The organism is Pseudomonas sp. JUb42, assembly GCF_024807945.1.
In the GTDB taxonomy this organism is placed as follows: domain Bacteria; phylum Pseudomonadota; class Gammaproteobacteria; order Pseudomonadales; family Pseudomonadaceae; genus Aquipseudomonas.
Genome location: NZ_JANUFD010000002.1, coordinates 34,788 through 48,169, shown reverse-complemented (window position 1 = coordinate 48,169; position 13,382 = coordinate 34,788). Strand labels below are relative to the sequence as shown.

At 59.3% G+C, this 13,382-nt stretch carries 16 protein-coding genes and 1 pseudogene; 8 read left to right on the top strand and 9 right to left on the bottom strand.

Annotated features, from left to right (window positions below; translation table 11 throughout):
- The 4 genes from M2401_RS03935 (at position 1) to M2401_RS03920 (ending at position 1,956) form a co-directional block, all read left to right on the top strand.
- The gene (locus tag M2401_RS03935; protein WP_259100007.1) at positions 1-441 is read left to right on the top strand and encodes a hypothetical protein; all 441 of its coding nucleotides are present in this window, start codon (positions 1-3) and stop codon (positions 439-441) included.
- The gene (locus M2401_RS03930) at positions 438-938 is read left to right on the top strand and encodes a DUF1353 domain-containing protein (RefSeq protein WP_259100005.1); all 501 of its coding nucleotides are present in this window, start codon (positions 438-440) and stop codon (positions 936-938) included. Before M2401_RS03935 ends, M2401_RS03930 begins: the two co-directional genes overlap by 4 nt.
- A gap of 71 nt (positions 939-1,009) precedes the next feature.
- Positions 1,010-1,450, top strand: coding sequence for a lysozyme (locus M2401_RS03925; RefSeq protein WP_259100003.1), 441 nt, complete (start codon positions 1,010-1,012; stop codon positions 1,448-1,450).
- The gene (locus M2401_RS03920) at positions 1,447-1,956 is read left to right on the top strand and encodes a DUF2514 domain-containing protein (RefSeq protein ID WP_259100001.1); all 510 of its coding nucleotides are present in this window, start codon (positions 1,447-1,449) and stop codon (positions 1,954-1,956) included. Before M2401_RS03925 ends, M2401_RS03920 begins: the two co-directional genes overlap by 4 nt.
- A gap of 22 nt (positions 1,957-1,978) precedes the next feature.
- On the opposite strand, the gene M2401_RS03915 is transcribed toward M2401_RS03920, so the two are convergent.
- The 9 genes and pseudogenes from M2401_RS03915 to M2401_RS03875 form a co-directional block, all read right to left on the bottom strand.
- Complete coding sequence (locus M2401_RS03915; protein ID WP_259099999.1) at positions 1,979-2,335, bottom strand: hypothetical protein; 357 nt, start codon at positions 2,333-2,335, stop codon at positions 1,979-1,981.
- Between the two features lie 246 nt (positions 2,336-2,581).
- Positions 2,582-4,537: pseudogene (locus M2401_RS03910) on the bottom strand (transporter substrate-binding domain-containing protein); the annotation flags it as partial.
- 8 nt (positions 4,538-4,545) lie between these two features.
- A complete protein-coding gene (locus tag M2401_RS03905; RefSeq protein ID WP_259100813.1) occupies positions 4,546-5,172 on the bottom strand; it encodes a response regulator transcription factor in 627 nt (208 codons plus the stop codon).
- 380 nt (positions 5,173-5,552) lie between these two features.
- Positions 5,553-5,963, bottom strand: a complete 411-nt coding sequence (locus M2401_RS03900; RefSeq protein ID WP_259099998.1) for a response regulator — start codon at positions 5,961-5,963, stop codon at positions 5,553-5,555.
- Positions 5,964-6,170: 207 nt separating this feature from the next.
- The gene (locus M2401_RS03895) at positions 6,171-7,502 is read right to left on the bottom strand and encodes a deoxyguanosinetriphosphate triphosphohydrolase (protein WP_259099995.1); all 1,332 of its coding nucleotides are present in this window, start codon (positions 7,500-7,502) and stop codon (positions 6,171-6,173) included.
- A gap of 69 nt (positions 7,503-7,571) precedes the next feature.
- On the bottom strand, positions 7,572-8,735 hold the full coding sequence (locus tag M2401_RS03890) for an EAL domain-containing protein (RefSeq protein WP_259099993.1): 1,164 nt from the start codon (positions 8,733-8,735) through the stop codon (positions 7,572-7,574).
- A 137-nt stretch (positions 8,736-8,872) separates the two neighbouring features.
- Positions 8,873-9,214, bottom strand: coding sequence for a hypothetical protein (locus tag M2401_RS03885; protein WP_259099991.1), 342 nt, complete (start codon positions 9,212-9,214; stop codon positions 8,873-8,875).
- Positions 9,211-9,603 (bottom strand): phage holin family protein, encoded by a 393-nt coding sequence (locus M2401_RS03880; protein WP_259099989.1) that lies wholly within the window; start codon positions 9,601-9,603, stop codon positions 9,211-9,213. The genes M2401_RS03885 and M2401_RS03880 overlap by 4 nt, the downstream gene beginning before the upstream one ends.
- Before the next feature lie 5 nt (positions 9,604-9,608).
- Complete coding sequence (locus M2401_RS03875) at positions 9,609-9,923, bottom strand: YqjD family protein (RefSeq protein WP_259099987.1); 315 nt, start codon at positions 9,921-9,923, stop codon at positions 9,609-9,611.
- 349 nt (positions 9,924-10,272) lie between these two features.
- Here M2401_RS03875 and M2401_RS03870 point away from each other — a divergent pair, with 349 nt between their 5' ends.
- The 4 genes from M2401_RS03870 to M2401_RS03855 all read left to right on the top strand — a co-directional run bounded on the left by M2401_RS03870 (position 10,273) and on the right by M2401_RS03855 (position 13,356).
- Positions 10,273-11,481: an ammonium transporter gene (locus M2401_RS03870; RefSeq protein WP_259099985.1), complete on the top strand. Its 1,209-nt coding sequence runs from the start codon at positions 10,273-10,275 to the stop codon at positions 11,479-11,481.
- A 94-nt stretch (positions 11,482-11,575) separates the two neighbouring features.
- A complete protein-coding gene (locus tag M2401_RS03865) occupies positions 11,576-12,658 on the top strand; it encodes an acyltransferase (protein WP_259099984.1) in 1,083 nt (360 codons plus the stop codon).
- 71 nt (positions 12,659-12,729) lie between these two features.
- Complete coding sequence (locus M2401_RS03860) at positions 12,730-12,969, top strand: glutaredoxin family protein (RefSeq protein WP_259099983.1); 240 nt, start codon at positions 12,730-12,732, stop codon at positions 12,967-12,969.
- Between the two features lie 84 nt (positions 12,970-13,053).
- On the top strand, positions 13,054-13,356 hold the full coding sequence (locus M2401_RS03855) for a transcriptional regulator (RefSeq protein WP_259099981.1): 303 nt from the start codon (positions 13,054-13,056) through the stop codon (positions 13,354-13,356).
- Positions 13,357-13,382 lie beyond the last annotated feature (26 nt).

Below are 13,382 nucleotides of genomic sequence, written 5' to 3'. Positions count from 1 at the left end.
ATGTACAACTCTGCATATCTGACGAATGTGGCAAGTACGTTTAATTCGCTGGTAAATCGAGCGGCATCGCTGACAAGCACGACCGACGAACTGGCGACCACTACCACCAACCTGTCGCAAGTAAGCGCGCAACTCAGCGCCAAGACGACCACTCTGCTGGCGAATATGGTTTTCAGTTACAGCGGCGTCACTGGCGCAGATGGCACATTCACCGTGGACTACTCGGCGCTTGAGCTGACCAGCCCGCCGAATGTAGTCGGCTTTGCCCAACTGACAACGATCAGCGATGTGCCGGTGTTCATGTCGATGATCGGCGTGCCCACGCTTACCGAGGTGAAACTGTCGGCCCGGCAGATCACCGGCATTCTGGAAGAGGGCTTGCTCCCGGAGTACGCGGGCGTTGAAGGCGTCCCGGTGTATGCCTATGTGAGGCCGTCATGACAGCCGTGGGCAAGTTCGACGTAAAGCCCGATGTCCGCTTCATCAGCCGCTGGGACGTCGAGATGCGCCAGGCCATGGCCTTCAACGATCCCGTGCATGGTGATCTCGTTGTGCCGGACACGTTCGTCAGCGATCTGGCATCGATCCGCATCCTGCGGGAGATTTGCCGGTGGTGCGCAATCACGGCGCTGACCGGTGGGACGCTGGTCGACTCGCATCCGTGGATTCGCTGGTCGCTGCTGGCCGTGGCGCTGATCGCCCTCGCGCTGTATGGACTGCTGGTCGGCTACGGGATGCGCGCCTCAATCCTGCATGACCTGCTGTACACCACCGGCCAGCTATCCCGGCGCGAGTGCGATGCCGTCTATTACCGAGCACTGACCACGGGCGATGGCACTGCGCGTTGGCGGGCGCTGATCTTCTACCTGGGTGTCCGATTGGGCGGCCACTGGAGCTACACGAAGACCCCGACAAGTTCGGGGTTTTCTTCGCCCTGAATTTGGCGACTACAAATTTCAGCTATCCGGCCCGCCACTGAGCGGGCTTTTTTCGTCTTGAGGAAAGTGGAATGCGAACATCACAGAAGGGCGTGGCCCTGATCAAGTCGTCCGAGGGACTACGCCTGACCGCGTACCCCGACCCTGCGACGGGCGGGGATCCATGGACAATCGGCTACGGCTCAACCCGTGGCGTGACCAAGGGCATGACGATCACGGCTGATCAGGCTGAGCGGATGCTGCTGAACGACATTGCCCGGTTCGAGCCGCAGCTCGACGCACTGGTGAAGGTGCCGCTCAAACAAGGCCAATGGGACGCGCTCATGTCGTTCATTTACAACCTGGGGGCTGCCAATCTTGAATCGTCCACGCTGCTGAAGTTGCTGAACGCTGGCGACTACGCGGCGGCCGGCGATCAGTTCGCGCGCTGGAACAAGGCGGCGGGCAAGGTAATGGCCGGGCTGACTGCGCGCCGGGCGGCTGAGCGGGCGATGTTCTTGGGGGCTGTATGAGCGCCATCCTCAAGCTGGTTCCTATATGGGCCTGGGCGCTGCTGGCGCTGGTCATCGCTCTGGCGGTGGTGCTTGGATACCAGACCCTTGAGCTGGCCGGAGTGAGGGCTGAATACGCCGAATACAAGGCCGACATTGCCGAGGCGGCGAAGAAGGCCGAGGCAGAAGCCCGCGAAACGGAACAGAAACGCCAACGTGACATTGACCAGGTACGCACCGATGCAGCCAATCAGAAAACAGTGGATGACGTTCTTGCTGCTCGGCAGCGTGTTGACAATGACAGCCTGCGCGACCAAACCAGCAAGCTGCTTGCCGATAGAGCCACCCTCAGTGCCCGCCTTGCCAGCCGAGGCAAGACAATCGGAGACCTTGCCGATCTGCTCGCCCAGTTGCGAACAGAAGCTGATGGATACGCGGGAGAGCTGGCGTCAGCGCTTACAGCAAGTCGTCGGGCCGGATTTGCCTGTCAGCGCAGTTACGAGGCCGTAGCGAAGAAGCCCGAATAGCCGGGCTGGCGTGTGAGGCGGCTTATGATTCAGTACGCGGCGATCCGAAAAAGACCTCAGGCACTCCGTAATCACGCATGATCGCATCCCGCTGTGATACGACGCGCTGTAGCTCACTGATCTCCCGCATCCTTTCATAGCTCTGGCTGCTGGTTTCAGACAAGCGTGTTTTTGTGGCTTCCAGATCCTTGCCCAACCGATCGCGCTCGATCGTCAATGCCGAAACCATGTCGATCAGCTTGGCCTGATTCTTCCGGTACCGGTCAACCTCCTGGCGCAGGAGTTCGTTCTCGGCCTCGATCAGCTTGTTGTGGTGCTCGAGCATTTCTTCCCGGGTCGGATTGCCGAGCCAGTTCTCGGCTTCGTAGTCGATGCACATGTGGGTTATCCGATACTGTTTGGATATACAGTAATCGAGATAATGGATGGATGACGAGTGTCAGGTGATGAAAGGGTGTTTTGAACGTCGGCAGGACGCCGGGGAGGGCGGTTGAGCTGGGAAATCTTCCCCAAAACACAACCATAACTCATTGATTTTGTTAGGTGAGGAACCGACGTGTATCGTCACTAATAAATCGGTCTTTTATGGCTTCATCCCTTTGAAAATAAAAGAAAATATTCAAAACATTGCCGCATCTCTGGACATTACGCGTTGGTAATCGGCGGCGAACTCCCGGGCCTCGACGCTGTTGCTGAGAATGCCTTCGGTGACGCTTTTGCCTATCACGTCCTCACGTCGCGCCGAGAACGCCTCCAGATAGCTGTCGTTGCACATGCGCAACAGACCTTGATGGTCGCGCACGTAGATCGGATGCGGTGTGCCGTTGACCAGTGCGCTCATGAATTCGACCTGGTCATTGAGCGCCCGCTCGGCGGCCTCGCGTTTCTTGATCTGGCGACGCATGTAGGCGTTCCAGGCCAGGGAGCCGAGCAGCAGCAGGCCGGCGCCGATGAGGATCTGGTAGATCAGGCGCTGGTAGTCGTGCCACATGCCGCTGGCCGGGGTATAGGAGCGCCAGCGATTGTTGATTACGGCCAGCTCCTGGGGGGTGACGCTGGACAAGGCCTTGTCGATGATGGCCGTCAGCTCAGGGGCGTTGCGTGATGTGGCCATGGAGATCAGGGCCGGTTCTTCACCTACCGTTGCGGTCATTTGCAGGCGCTTGTTGAAGATCCCCGAGGACACAAAATAGTTGGCGCTGACCAGCGAGGTGATGGCGCCTTCGACCCGGCCCTGGCTAAGCATGTCCAGGGCCTGAAACGGGTTGTCGGCTTCGATGAGGATGACCTCGGGAAAGCCCTGGCGCAGATAAGGCCCCAGAGGGCTGTCCTGGGCAATGGCGACCCGCTTGCCTGCCAGTTGCTCCAGATGCTGAGGGTTGGCGGGCCAGTGGCGAGTGACCAGTACAAACGAGTTGTCGATGTAGGGACGGCTGAAATTGAAGCGCTGCTGTCGTTCTTCGCTGGGAATCATTGCTCCGATCAGGTCGGCCTGCCCCTGGCCGACCTGATTGAGCATGTCGGCCATGCTGGGGGAGCGGTTGAACTCGAAGCGCAGTCCCGTGCGTAGCCGCACCAGTTCCAGGAGGTCTGCGGTGATGCCGCGGAAATTGCCGCTGGCGTCGAAGAAGGTCAGCGGTGCATACGCCTCGTTGAACACCACCCGGACAACGGGGTTCTGGGCGATCCAGCGTTCTTCACGCGGGGTCAGTTGCAGTCTTTGGTCCGTCAGCATCAGGTCGCTGCCAGCGCCCCAGCGCTTGGAAATCTCGACCCGTTCGTCCAGGGGGATGGCTTTCAGGGTCTGGTTGATGACCTCCAGCAGGGGGGTCTCGTCGTTGCGCACGGCGAAGCTGAAGCCAGTGGGCTCGTGCTTGCCGAAGTTGGCCATCTGCACGTTGTTCAGGTAGCCCTTGTTGATCAGGTACTGGGTCGAGATGGTATCCCCGAGAAAAACATCGGCCTGGTTGAAGGCGACAGCATTGATGGCGCTCTGGAATGAGGGATAGCTCATCAGTCGCGCCTTTGGATACAGCGCCTCTATTTCGTTCAGCGGCAGGTAGTGATAGACCATGCTCAGGCGCATGTCCGCCAGCCCCTGGTTCAAGGGGCGGGTTTCGCCGATACGGCTGACCAGCACGGGTTGATCGACCGCATAGGGCGTGGACAGTCGCAGATCGCGTTCCACCGCCTCATAGCCATTGGCGCTGCCCAGCAGGTCAATTTGCCCGGCTGCGAGGGCGGCGATGGCGGCTTCACGGGAGTCGAAGCGACGGACCTTGATCGACAGGTGCAGGGCGCTGGAGATGATGCCGGCGTAATCGGCGGTGAATCCTTCGTAGTCCTGGCCGGAAATGGTCAGGTCGAAAGGCGGATAGTCGGGGGCGGAGGTGCCCAGGATCAGTTCGCGTTTATTGCGCACCCACTCCCATTGGGCATCGTCCAGTTTTACGTTCATGTGGGCAGGGCTCGAGCGACTGAGCAGGGTGTAGTGTTCAGCCGCTCCCAGCCCTGCCGACGAGCCTGCGCCCAGGCAAATGCTTACAGCAACAATCAAACAGTGTTTAAGGCGCGTGGGCATCCGGTTTCTCACACTAGCGCGTTGCGTTTTGCCATCTCGATAAGTTCTACCAAGGTTTTCGTTCTGAGCTTTTGCATGAGTCGAGTCTTGTATGTGCTGACGGTTTTATTGCTGAGGAACATGCCTTTGGCAATTTCCTTGTTGCTCCGCCCTTGGGCGAATAACTGCAATACCATCAATTCGCGATCATTGACCAGTTTGAAAAGTTCGACTTCGCTCGGCTGGCCGTCTGCACGGTAGACCGGAGCCAGTGCCTGGCTTGGGAAGTAATTGTAGCCGGATAATACAGCTTTTACCGAACTGAGCAATTCACTGAGATCTTCCTGTTTGCACACATAACCCGCCGCCCCCGATTGCATGCAGCGAATGGCGAACAGCGCGGGAGTCTGTGCCGTCAGCACCAGAATTTTTGATGGCAGACCCATGGCATTGAAGCGGGCCAGTACTTCCAGACCGTCGAGCTTGGGAATGCTGATATCGAGAATGATCAGGTCGGGCATGCATTCCCTGACCATTTGCATGGCGTCGACGCCATTGTCAGTTTCGCCTACCACTTCATAGTTTTCGTTTTCCAGAAGCATGCGTACGGCAAGACGAATAACGGGGTGGTCATCGATGATAAAAACTGAGTTCATAGCTAAGTCCATACAAACAACGAAGAAGAAAGCGCGCACCTTAGCTCAGATATTCGGGCAGGCACATTAATGGACTGCCTCAAGGAGCCTTTATAGGAAAGTTCCTACAAGAAATAGCGAATTGGAATACGTAAAAGGCCGGATCATGTTGTAAATGTTTATAAATGCTGCCGACTTTTCGCGAGATTTTGGCTATTCAGTTGCACGCTGTTTATTACATTTGGATATAGATGCTCTCATTTATGTCGCAAGCTTCTGCAATAAAAGGTTATAGGTCGGCGAATTAACCGGGAGGTCTGGAAGACAGGGTGGCAGAGGGCAGGTTGATCGACCTCTGGCGGGAATCAACCTGACGAGCGGGGAAGTGGCGGCGAGGGGGATCAGGCTGTTACGTCTGGCGCTGTATCCAAGTGGGCGATAAGTTCGCTGAGGTCGGGGCCATGCAGGGGCTTGCTCAGGCAACCCAGGAGCGGCAGGCCCAGTTCCATGGCCTGCCTGCGCAGGTCATCGAGTTGCGGGTCAGCCAGGCCACTGAGCAGGATGGCGTTGCGCATCAGGCTGCGTCGGTGGGCCTGTTCGATCAGGGCCAGGCCCATCAGGTCCGGCAGGCATTGGTCACATAACAATAGATCGTAGGGCCGTGCCGCTCGCTCCATTTCCTGCAGGGCTTCCCGGGCTGTCAGGGCGGGGGTCAGGAGAAAGTAGCCCTGGTTGTTCAGCAGTATCTGTGTGGCAATCAGCTGGAAAGGGTGGTCCTCCACCAGCAGGATGCGCAGGTTGTTTTTAAACATCGGGACGTTCCGGCGAGGTGCTTGCGCGGCAGGCAGCAAGCCAATGGTGCGCGAATGTGCAGGGGCGGGATTATTCGGCAGCTGCCGCGAAGCGACGATCAGACGTTTCTTTTTGGTGTGTAGGAAATTTCTGAAGATGGGGAGGGGGAGGGCAGCTCCATGGTAGGGACCGGGCAGATGGAACATGTGATCCGCCCGGCCAGGTCCTTACATGGGGCCTGAACGCCCGGTCATTTCCCGGGCCATTTCGCTGGCGTAACTGTCGGTCATTCCGGCGATGAAATCGATCATGCGCAGGAACGAGGCATGCAGTGACCAGTCCGGACTCGGTGCACTGTTGCCCAGCAGGTCGAGGATGCGCCGGTGCTTGAACGATGGCGTGCGCCCGCCGAACTGCTCCAGCGCCGCGCCGCAGAAGGCATTGAGGAGGATCTCCAGGGTGGTGTAGGCGCCTATCTCGTGCAGGGTTTTGCGTTTGTCCTGGAAGATCTTCTTGCGCGCCATGTCCTTGGCGCTGAGCACGCAGCGCTTGGCCGGACCGTGCATGTGCTCGACCAGGTCGCCGCTGAGGGTTCCGGCCAGCAGGGCATCCTGCTGCTCGACAAAGGCCCGGGCAGCGGCGTTGGTCAGGTGCTCGATGGCTTTGCCGCGCAGGATTGCCAGCTTGCGGCGCCGGGAGTCGTTGGGGCCGAGCTGGCGATAGGTGTCGGGCAGGTCATCGCCTACCAGTCCCAACAGCAGGGCTTCGACTTCGGCGTAGTCGAGCAGCTCCATTTCCAGGCCATCTTCCAGGTCGATCAGGGCGTAGCAGATATCGTCGGCGGCCTCCATCAGGTAGACCAACGGATGCCGCGCCCAGCGCTGGTCTTCCAGTTGCGGGATACCGAGCTTGTGGGCGATCTGTTCGAGGATCGGCAGCTCGCTCTGATAGCAACCGAACTTGTGCTTCTTGTAGCCCAGGGAATCAGCGTGACTGGCCGTCCAGGGGTATTTCAGATAGGTACCGAGGGTGGCGTAGGTCAGCCGGGTGCCACCGTCGAACTGGTGATATTCCAGTTGGGTCAGGACCCGAAAGCCCTGAGCGTTGCCTTCGAAATTGAGGAAATCCTTGCGTTCGGTATCGCTCATGGCATCCAGCCAGCCGCGTCCGGCGGCCTGGTTGAACCAGTTGCGGATGGCGTCTTCACCGGAGTGGCCGAAGGGTGGGTTGCCGATGTCGTGGGCCAGACAGGCCGATTGCACGACCATGCCCAGGTCGCTGGGCTCGCACCAGTCGGGCAGGGCGCTGCGCAGGGTCTCGCCGACACGCATGCCCAGGGACCGGCCGACGCAGCTGACTTCCAGGGAGTGGGTCAGGCGAGTATGGATATGATCGTTGCTCGATACCGGATGAACCTGGGTCTTGCGCCCCAGGCGGCGGAAGGCGCCGGAGAAGATGATCCGGTCATGGTCTTTATGGAAAGGACTGCGCCCCAGTTCCTCGGGGCTGTGCAGGGTTTTGCCGAGTCGTTCGCGGTTAAGCAGGGTTTGCCAATCCAAGGCGTGCACTCCATCGAGGTGAGGTCCCTAGCTTCAGGGTTTGCCCTGCCCGCTGCAAGGGGCCTCGCCCTACATTCCCGCAGCGTCTATATCAATCAGTAACAGGCGCTGGCCATTGTCGAAGAACTGGCCCGCCGTCAGGCAATACTGGTTGCTGGTGGCATCGCGGTAGGTGTTGGACAGGGTCAGGCGCCGCTCGTCCCAGCCTTCGGCCAGCAGGTGATAGAAATACGGGCGCCACGACCAGTTATGGCCAACGTAGCGGGTATCGGCCTGCCAGGTGCCATCACGCCATTCCAGGTTGGGCGTCAGTTGCGTGCCGTGACGGTCGCACTGATAGAAACGCAGCAGCCAGGGATAGTCGTGCAAGGCCGGCAGCGCGCTGATGGGGGCCTGGCCTTCGGCCCATTGTTGCAACACGCCCATCAGCGTGCCGAGTCGCTGGCGCAGGTTCATCAATCGTGCCCTTTCGGCCACCTTACCGAGCACGTAGCGGTCGCGCAGCTCGGCGAACTGGCTGACGAAGGCATCGGCGGCGCGAAACTCCAGTTCACCCTGGGCGAACAGGAAGCCTTGTACATAGCGCGAGCCACATTCCAGGGCAAAGTCCAGCTCGGCTTCGGTCTCGACGCCTTCGGCGATGATCCAGCAGCCGGTTTTCTCGGCCATTTGCGCCAGGGCCTTGACCACGTCGCTGCTGGGGCCGCCCCTGGCTGCCGCCTGGAACAGACGCATGTCGAGCTTGAGGATGTCCGGCTGCAACGACAGTACGCGATCCAGTTGCGAATACCCGGCGCCGAAATCATCGATGGCAATGCGCGCACCGGCTTCTCGGTAGCGTGCCACGACATCGGCCAGACGCTGGCTGTCGCCGCCCAGTTCGGTGATCTCAAAGACGATGCGCGAAGGTGCTACGCCATGACGTTGCAGTTGCTTGAGGCTGGGCAGGGCTTGACCGGGGCGCAGGCGATTGATCCAGCGCGGTGACATATTCAGGCTCAGGAACCAGTCATCCGGCACTTCATGCAGTCGGCTCAAGGCGTCGTCGCGCACGATCCGGTCCAGCTTGCGCAGGGCCACGGCGGGCGTCTTGGGATCGGCGAACAGCGGGCCGACCGAGCGCAACTGGCCATCTTCCTGGCGCAGGCGTCCTAGCGCTTCAATACCTGCAATACGTCCCGTCGCGGTATCGATGAACGGCTGAAAGCAGGCTAGCGGTTGCCCATCGATCACGGAGCCTCCTTTTATAGTTAAAAAAATCAAGGCGTTACGGTTTTTTCGTAACATTGCCCGCGCAAGTCAGGCCTGCGCGGGCAAGGAGGGCTTGTAGCAAGAATGTAGCCAACTGCAAGAATGCAGCCAAAGTGCCACTATGGTTTGCGAGAATTGCTCTGCAAAGCCAGTTTGAGCAGGGGAATCAGGCTGGCCGATAGCTTGACGAAGCGGGAGAAGTTACCGTTTCCCGGTCCTTTGGCGCGTTTGCCGCTGAGAAAGCCCAGCAGGGTCACGGCGGCCACTCCCCACAGCGGTGCATGCTTGATGCCCAGGCTACCTGGCAGATCATGGGCCATATGGCGGGCCCGACGCAGGGGATTGAGCAACTGGCTGGATTCGTGACGCAATTCCTGGCGGTGCATTTCCATGCGCAGGCGAATCAACGCCTTGCGCAGTTCGCGGCGGGAGTTGCCTTTGGGCAGTTCGGGCAGGCTCATGGCAGCAGTCGCTCCCGGTCATTGGCCAGCTCTTCAAGAGTCGACTCGAAGGGCGAGGATTCATCGAAAATCGCCGATTTAAGGCGCAAGGCGCAGAACAATGCGGCCAACAGGTAGAACACGCAAAGACCGATGACCGCCGCCAGGCGATAGGTGTCCCACAGTACGACCAGTACCAGCGCCGAGAGGCCGACCAACAGCAGCAGGGCGAAGACCAACGCCAGCCCGGCGAACAGCAGCACGCTCAGGGTACGTGCCTTCTGTTCCTGCAACTCGATGCCGAACAGCTCCACATGGTTGTGCAGCAGGCCGAGAAAGGCAGCACCCAGGCGGCGTATCGAAGAGCCCGATTGCTCGGGGAATGGGCCGGATTCGTTTTCCTGGCTCATCAGGATCAGCGCCGAGTGGCCAACAGGCCGAGTAGAAACCCGACCCCGGCGGCGATACCTACCGACTGCCAGGGATTGCTCTGCACGTAGTCTTCGGTGGCGGTCATCGCGGCATTGCCGCGCTCACGCAGCGACTCCTCGGTCAATTTGAGGGTCTCGCGGGCCTGTTGCAGGCTTTCATTGATCTGGTCGCGCAGTTCGTCCGCCTGGTCACCGGCGAGGGTCGCGGTGTGGGCGAGCAGTTTTTCTGCATCGGCGACCAGGGTCTGGAAGTCAGCCATGAGGATTTCTTGTGCGGTTTGAGCGTTAACGCGTGCCATGTGAGTCTCCGTTCGTTGGCGTATGGATGTTTCGAGTACAGCAGGTTGGCGAAGGTTCAGTCGGCATGTGCCGCAAGCCCGCGTTGCCGACTGGTACAGCTTTTGCTTCCTGTTGGTGCGCCAGGGAGGCGATCGCGCCAATCAAGGGCGCGGGTGGCGGCGTAAAAACCGAAACTTTACTTTAAAACCATAAAATTCGAGAAAAAAACCAAGCGAATAACGCTCTGCTGCGCTAAATAGGGTCGCGGGCCACTTCTGCCTCAATCAGGCGGTGGCGCCAAATCGGTGCGCAGACAGGTTCAATGTTCCGTTTTGGTGCTTCTCCTTCACTTGCAGGTCTGCCCCCTCGATGGAAAATGTACAAAGCGCTGTGGACACCCTGGTCCATAGCTCCAATACCCTGTTCCTTTTGCTCGGCGCGGTCATGGTACTGGCCATGCATGCCGGATTTGCATTCCTGGAAGTCGGTACGGTCCGGCAGAAAAACCAAGTCAATGCCTTGTCCAAGATCCTCAGTGATTTTGCCGTGTCGACGCTGGCCTACTTCTTTATAGGCTACTGGATCGCCTATGGCGTGAACTTCATCCAGCCCGCAGCGGTGATCAGCGCCGACCATGGTTATGCTCTGGTGAAATTCTTCTTCCTGCTGACCTTCGCTGCGGCGATTCCGGCGATCATTTCCGGCGGTATCGCCGAGCGTGCACGTTTTGCGCCGCAATTATGCGCCACTGTACTGATCGTGGCCTTTGTCTATCCATTTTTCGAGGGCGTCGTGTGGAACGGCAACCTGGGCCTGCAAGCCTGGCTGTTGCAGGCGTTCGGCGCCAGTTTCCATGATTTCGCCGGGTCTGTGGTGGTGCATGCCATGGGCGGCTGGCTGGCGCTGGCAGCGGTCTTGCTGCTGGGGCCGCGGCATGGCCGGTATCGGGAAGGGCGGCTGGTGGCTTATCCGCCGTCGAGTATTCCGTTCCTGGCTCTGGGCTCGTGGATTCTGATTGTCGGCTGGTTCGGCTTCAACGTCATGAGTGCGCAGAGCCTGCAAGGCCTCAGTGGCCTGGTGGCGGTCAATTCGCTGCTGGCCATGGTCGGTGGCACTGTGGCGGCGCTGGTAGTGGGGCGCAATGACCCCGGCTTCTTGCATAACGGCCCGTTGGCCGGGCTTGTGGCGGTGTGTGCGGGTTCGGACCTTATGCACCCCATTGGCGCCCTGGCAACCGGGGTGATTGCCGGTGCACTGTTTGTCTGGTGCTTCACGGCGGCCCAGGTGCGCTGGAAGATCGACGATGTATTGGGTGTCTGGCCACTGCATGGCTTGTGCGGCGTCTGGGGCGGCATCGCCTGCGGTATTTTCGGTCAGAGCGCATTGGGCGGGCTTGGCGGCGTGAGCCTGGTCAGCCAGTTGATCGGCACCGGCCTGGGTGTGCTGGTGGCGTTGCTCGGCGGGTTTGCCGTGTATGGCGCGATCAAGTTTACCCTGGGCCTGCGTTTGAGCCAGGAGCAGGAGTATTACGGCGCGGACCTGTCGATTCACAAGATTGGCGCGGTCAGCGCTGATTAATACGCGCTGTTTCAAGTCATCGCCTATGCTCCAGTTCGCAGTCTGGTAGTACCGGTCACCGTCGCGGGCGGCCGGTCAGGGCACGGAGAGGAGCATGGAGCGACTGTTTTCCCTGCAGGGCCTGAGGGGCGTGGCGGTTCTGGGCGTTGTGCTGTTTCACATGATGTCGGTCGAAGCCAAGTACTCCGGCGGCGACATTCTGCTGCCGTCCCTCCTGAATTTTTTCCAGCTGGGCGTGGATCTGTTTTTCATCATCAGCGGCTTCGTCATGGTGATCGTCAGTCGCGGGCGTTTCCAGGATGCCGTGCAGTCCCAGCGCTTCCTGTTCAATCGCCTGTCGCGCATCTATCCCACCTACTGGCTGTATTTCTTCCTGACCCTGGCGGTCTATCTGCTGCAACCAGGCATGGTCAATAGCAGCCACGGCTCTTCCAACCTGCTGATGTCGTTCCTGCTGCTGCCCAGTGACAAAGTGTTGCTGGTGATGGTCGCCTGGTCCCTGGTGTTCGAGCTGTGGTTCTACCTGGTGTTCACCGTGTTGATGTGTCTGCGTGAGCGCTGGCTACCGTTGCTGCTTGCAGCCTGGGCACTGATTCTGCTGTTGTTCAATGGCGGTTGGGATTGGCACGACTATGCCCCGGCGTTGCAGATCATGCTGCATCCCTATGCCTTGGAGTTCATTGTCGGGGCGGCCCTGGCCCTGTTGTTCTATAGCCGTCACAGTGCGCGGATTCCCACCGCTATGGTGTTGGGCTTACTGATGTTGCTGGTCGTGCCGGGCATTGCCTTGATTGGTTGGCTGCGCCTGTTTGACAGTGAAGGGACGGTGCGCATGCTGTTGGTCGGCACCGTGTTTGGCAGTCTGGTATTCAGCCTGGCGCTGCTGGAACGACGCGCACGACTGAACATGCCGAAGTTTTGGGTTGTAGTCGGCGACATGTCCTACACCCTCTATCTGTCGCACTTGCTGGTACTGGGGGTGATAGGGCGCATCTGGCAATGGCTGGGGGCCTGGCCCGCAAACCCTTTGGACAACCTGGGTTTTCTCGCCCTTATGTTCATTGCCGTGCTCTGCTACGGCTGGGTCGGCTACCACTGTTTTGAAAAACCGGTGCTGGACCGCGCCACGCGATTCTGCAAGCGCCACTTCAAGTCAAGAGAACGACTGACGACCTGAGCGGCCCCTCGACGAGGCTTGCCAGGCGGTCCTAAAATGACTGCCCCATTCCCCTGCTGGAGGGTCATTGCATGCCACCTGAATGCCAGTTGTTCGGCACCCTGGGCTGCCATCTGTGTGAAATTGCCGAAGCCGAATTGTTACCGCTGGTCGAGTATGGCCTGCTGGTGGAACTGATGGATATCAGCGAAAGCGAAGCAATGTTCGAAACCTACAGTTTGCGCATTCCGGTGCTGCGACGGGTCGATACCGGTGCCGAGCTGGACTGGCCGTTCAATGCCGATCAAGTGGTGGCCTTTCTTCAGGTGTAGTCCTTTTCTGATTTGCGTTCTCGATGTTGACAGCCTCGGCGATTCCCTATTGAACGAATGGGAAAACTGCGAAGAGGCGACACCATGGTCAACGTCCAACAACTCAAAGCCAGCGTCAATCGCATGCCTGTTGACAGGGTCTGCGAAGCTGTACTCGAACTGCGCCTGGACGGTCTGGTGCTGGAATCCCTGACACCGTTCAACCGGCTGCATTTCAATACTTGTTTCGCCGAAGTCGAAGCCTTGTTTCAGCGCGCCGGCTTTCATCGTCGCCTGGAAGTGGTGGGCTATCAGGGGCAGTTGTATGCCCTGTATGACGCCACGCGCTGGCAGCCGGTTGATGTGTTGCACTGGCTCAAGGCCTGTGTCGAGCGCAAGCGGGCGTAGCCCGGCGAGGATGCTTGAGGGACAAT

Bases quoted from the DNA above. Each gene is read 5' to 3' on its own strand.
- M2401_RS03935 (WP_259100007.1), top strand. From the start codon at position 1: ATGTACAACTCTGCATATCTGACGAATGTGGCAAGTACGTTTAATTCG.
- M2401_RS03930 (WP_259100005.1), top strand. From the start codon at position 438: ATGACAGCCGTGGGCAAGTTCGACGTAAAGCCCGATGTCCGCTTCATC.
- M2401_RS03925 (WP_259100003.1), top strand. From the start codon at position 1,010: ATGCGAACATCACAGAAGGGCGTGGCCCTGATCAAGTCGTCCGAGGGA.
- M2401_RS03920 (WP_259100001.1), top strand. From the start codon at position 1,447: ATGAGCGCCATCCTCAAGCTGGTTCCTATATGGGCCTGGGCGCTGCTG.
- M2401_RS03915 (WP_259099999.1), bottom strand. From the start codon at position 2,335: ATGTGCATCGACTACGAAGCCGAGAACTGGCTCGGCAATCCGACCCGG.
- M2401_RS03905 (WP_259100813.1), bottom strand. From the start codon at position 5,172: ATGAACTCAGTTTTTATCATCGATGACCACCCCGTTATTCGTCTTGCC.
- M2401_RS03900 (WP_259099998.1), bottom strand. From the start codon at position 5,963: ATGTTTAAAAACAACCTGCGCATCCTGCTGGTGGAGGACCACCCTTTC.
- M2401_RS03885 (WP_259099991.1), bottom strand. From the start codon at position 9,214: ATGAGCCTGCCCGAACTGCCCAAAGGCAACTCCCGCCGCGAACTGCGC.
- M2401_RS03880 (WP_259099989.1), bottom strand. From the start codon at position 9,603: ATGAGCCAGGAAAACGAATCCGGCCCATTCCCCGAGCAATCGGGCTCT.
- M2401_RS03875 (WP_259099987.1), bottom strand. From the start codon at position 9,923: ATGGCACGCGTTAACGCTCAAACCGCACAAGAAATCCTCATGGCTGAC.
- M2401_RS03870 (WP_259099985.1), top strand. From the start codon at position 10,273: ATGGAAAATGTACAAAGCGCTGTGGACACCCTGGTCCATAGCTCCAAT.
- M2401_RS03865 (WP_259099984.1), top strand. From the start codon at position 11,576: ATGGAGCGACTGTTTTCCCTGCAGGGCCTGAGGGGCGTGGCGGTTCTG.
- M2401_RS03860 (WP_259099983.1), top strand. From the start codon at position 12,730: ATGCCACCTGAATGCCAGTTGTTCGGCACCCTGGGCTGCCATCTGTGT.
- M2401_RS03855 (WP_259099981.1), top strand. From the start codon at position 13,054: ATGGTCAACGTCCAACAACTCAAAGCCAGCGTCAATCGCATGCCTGTT.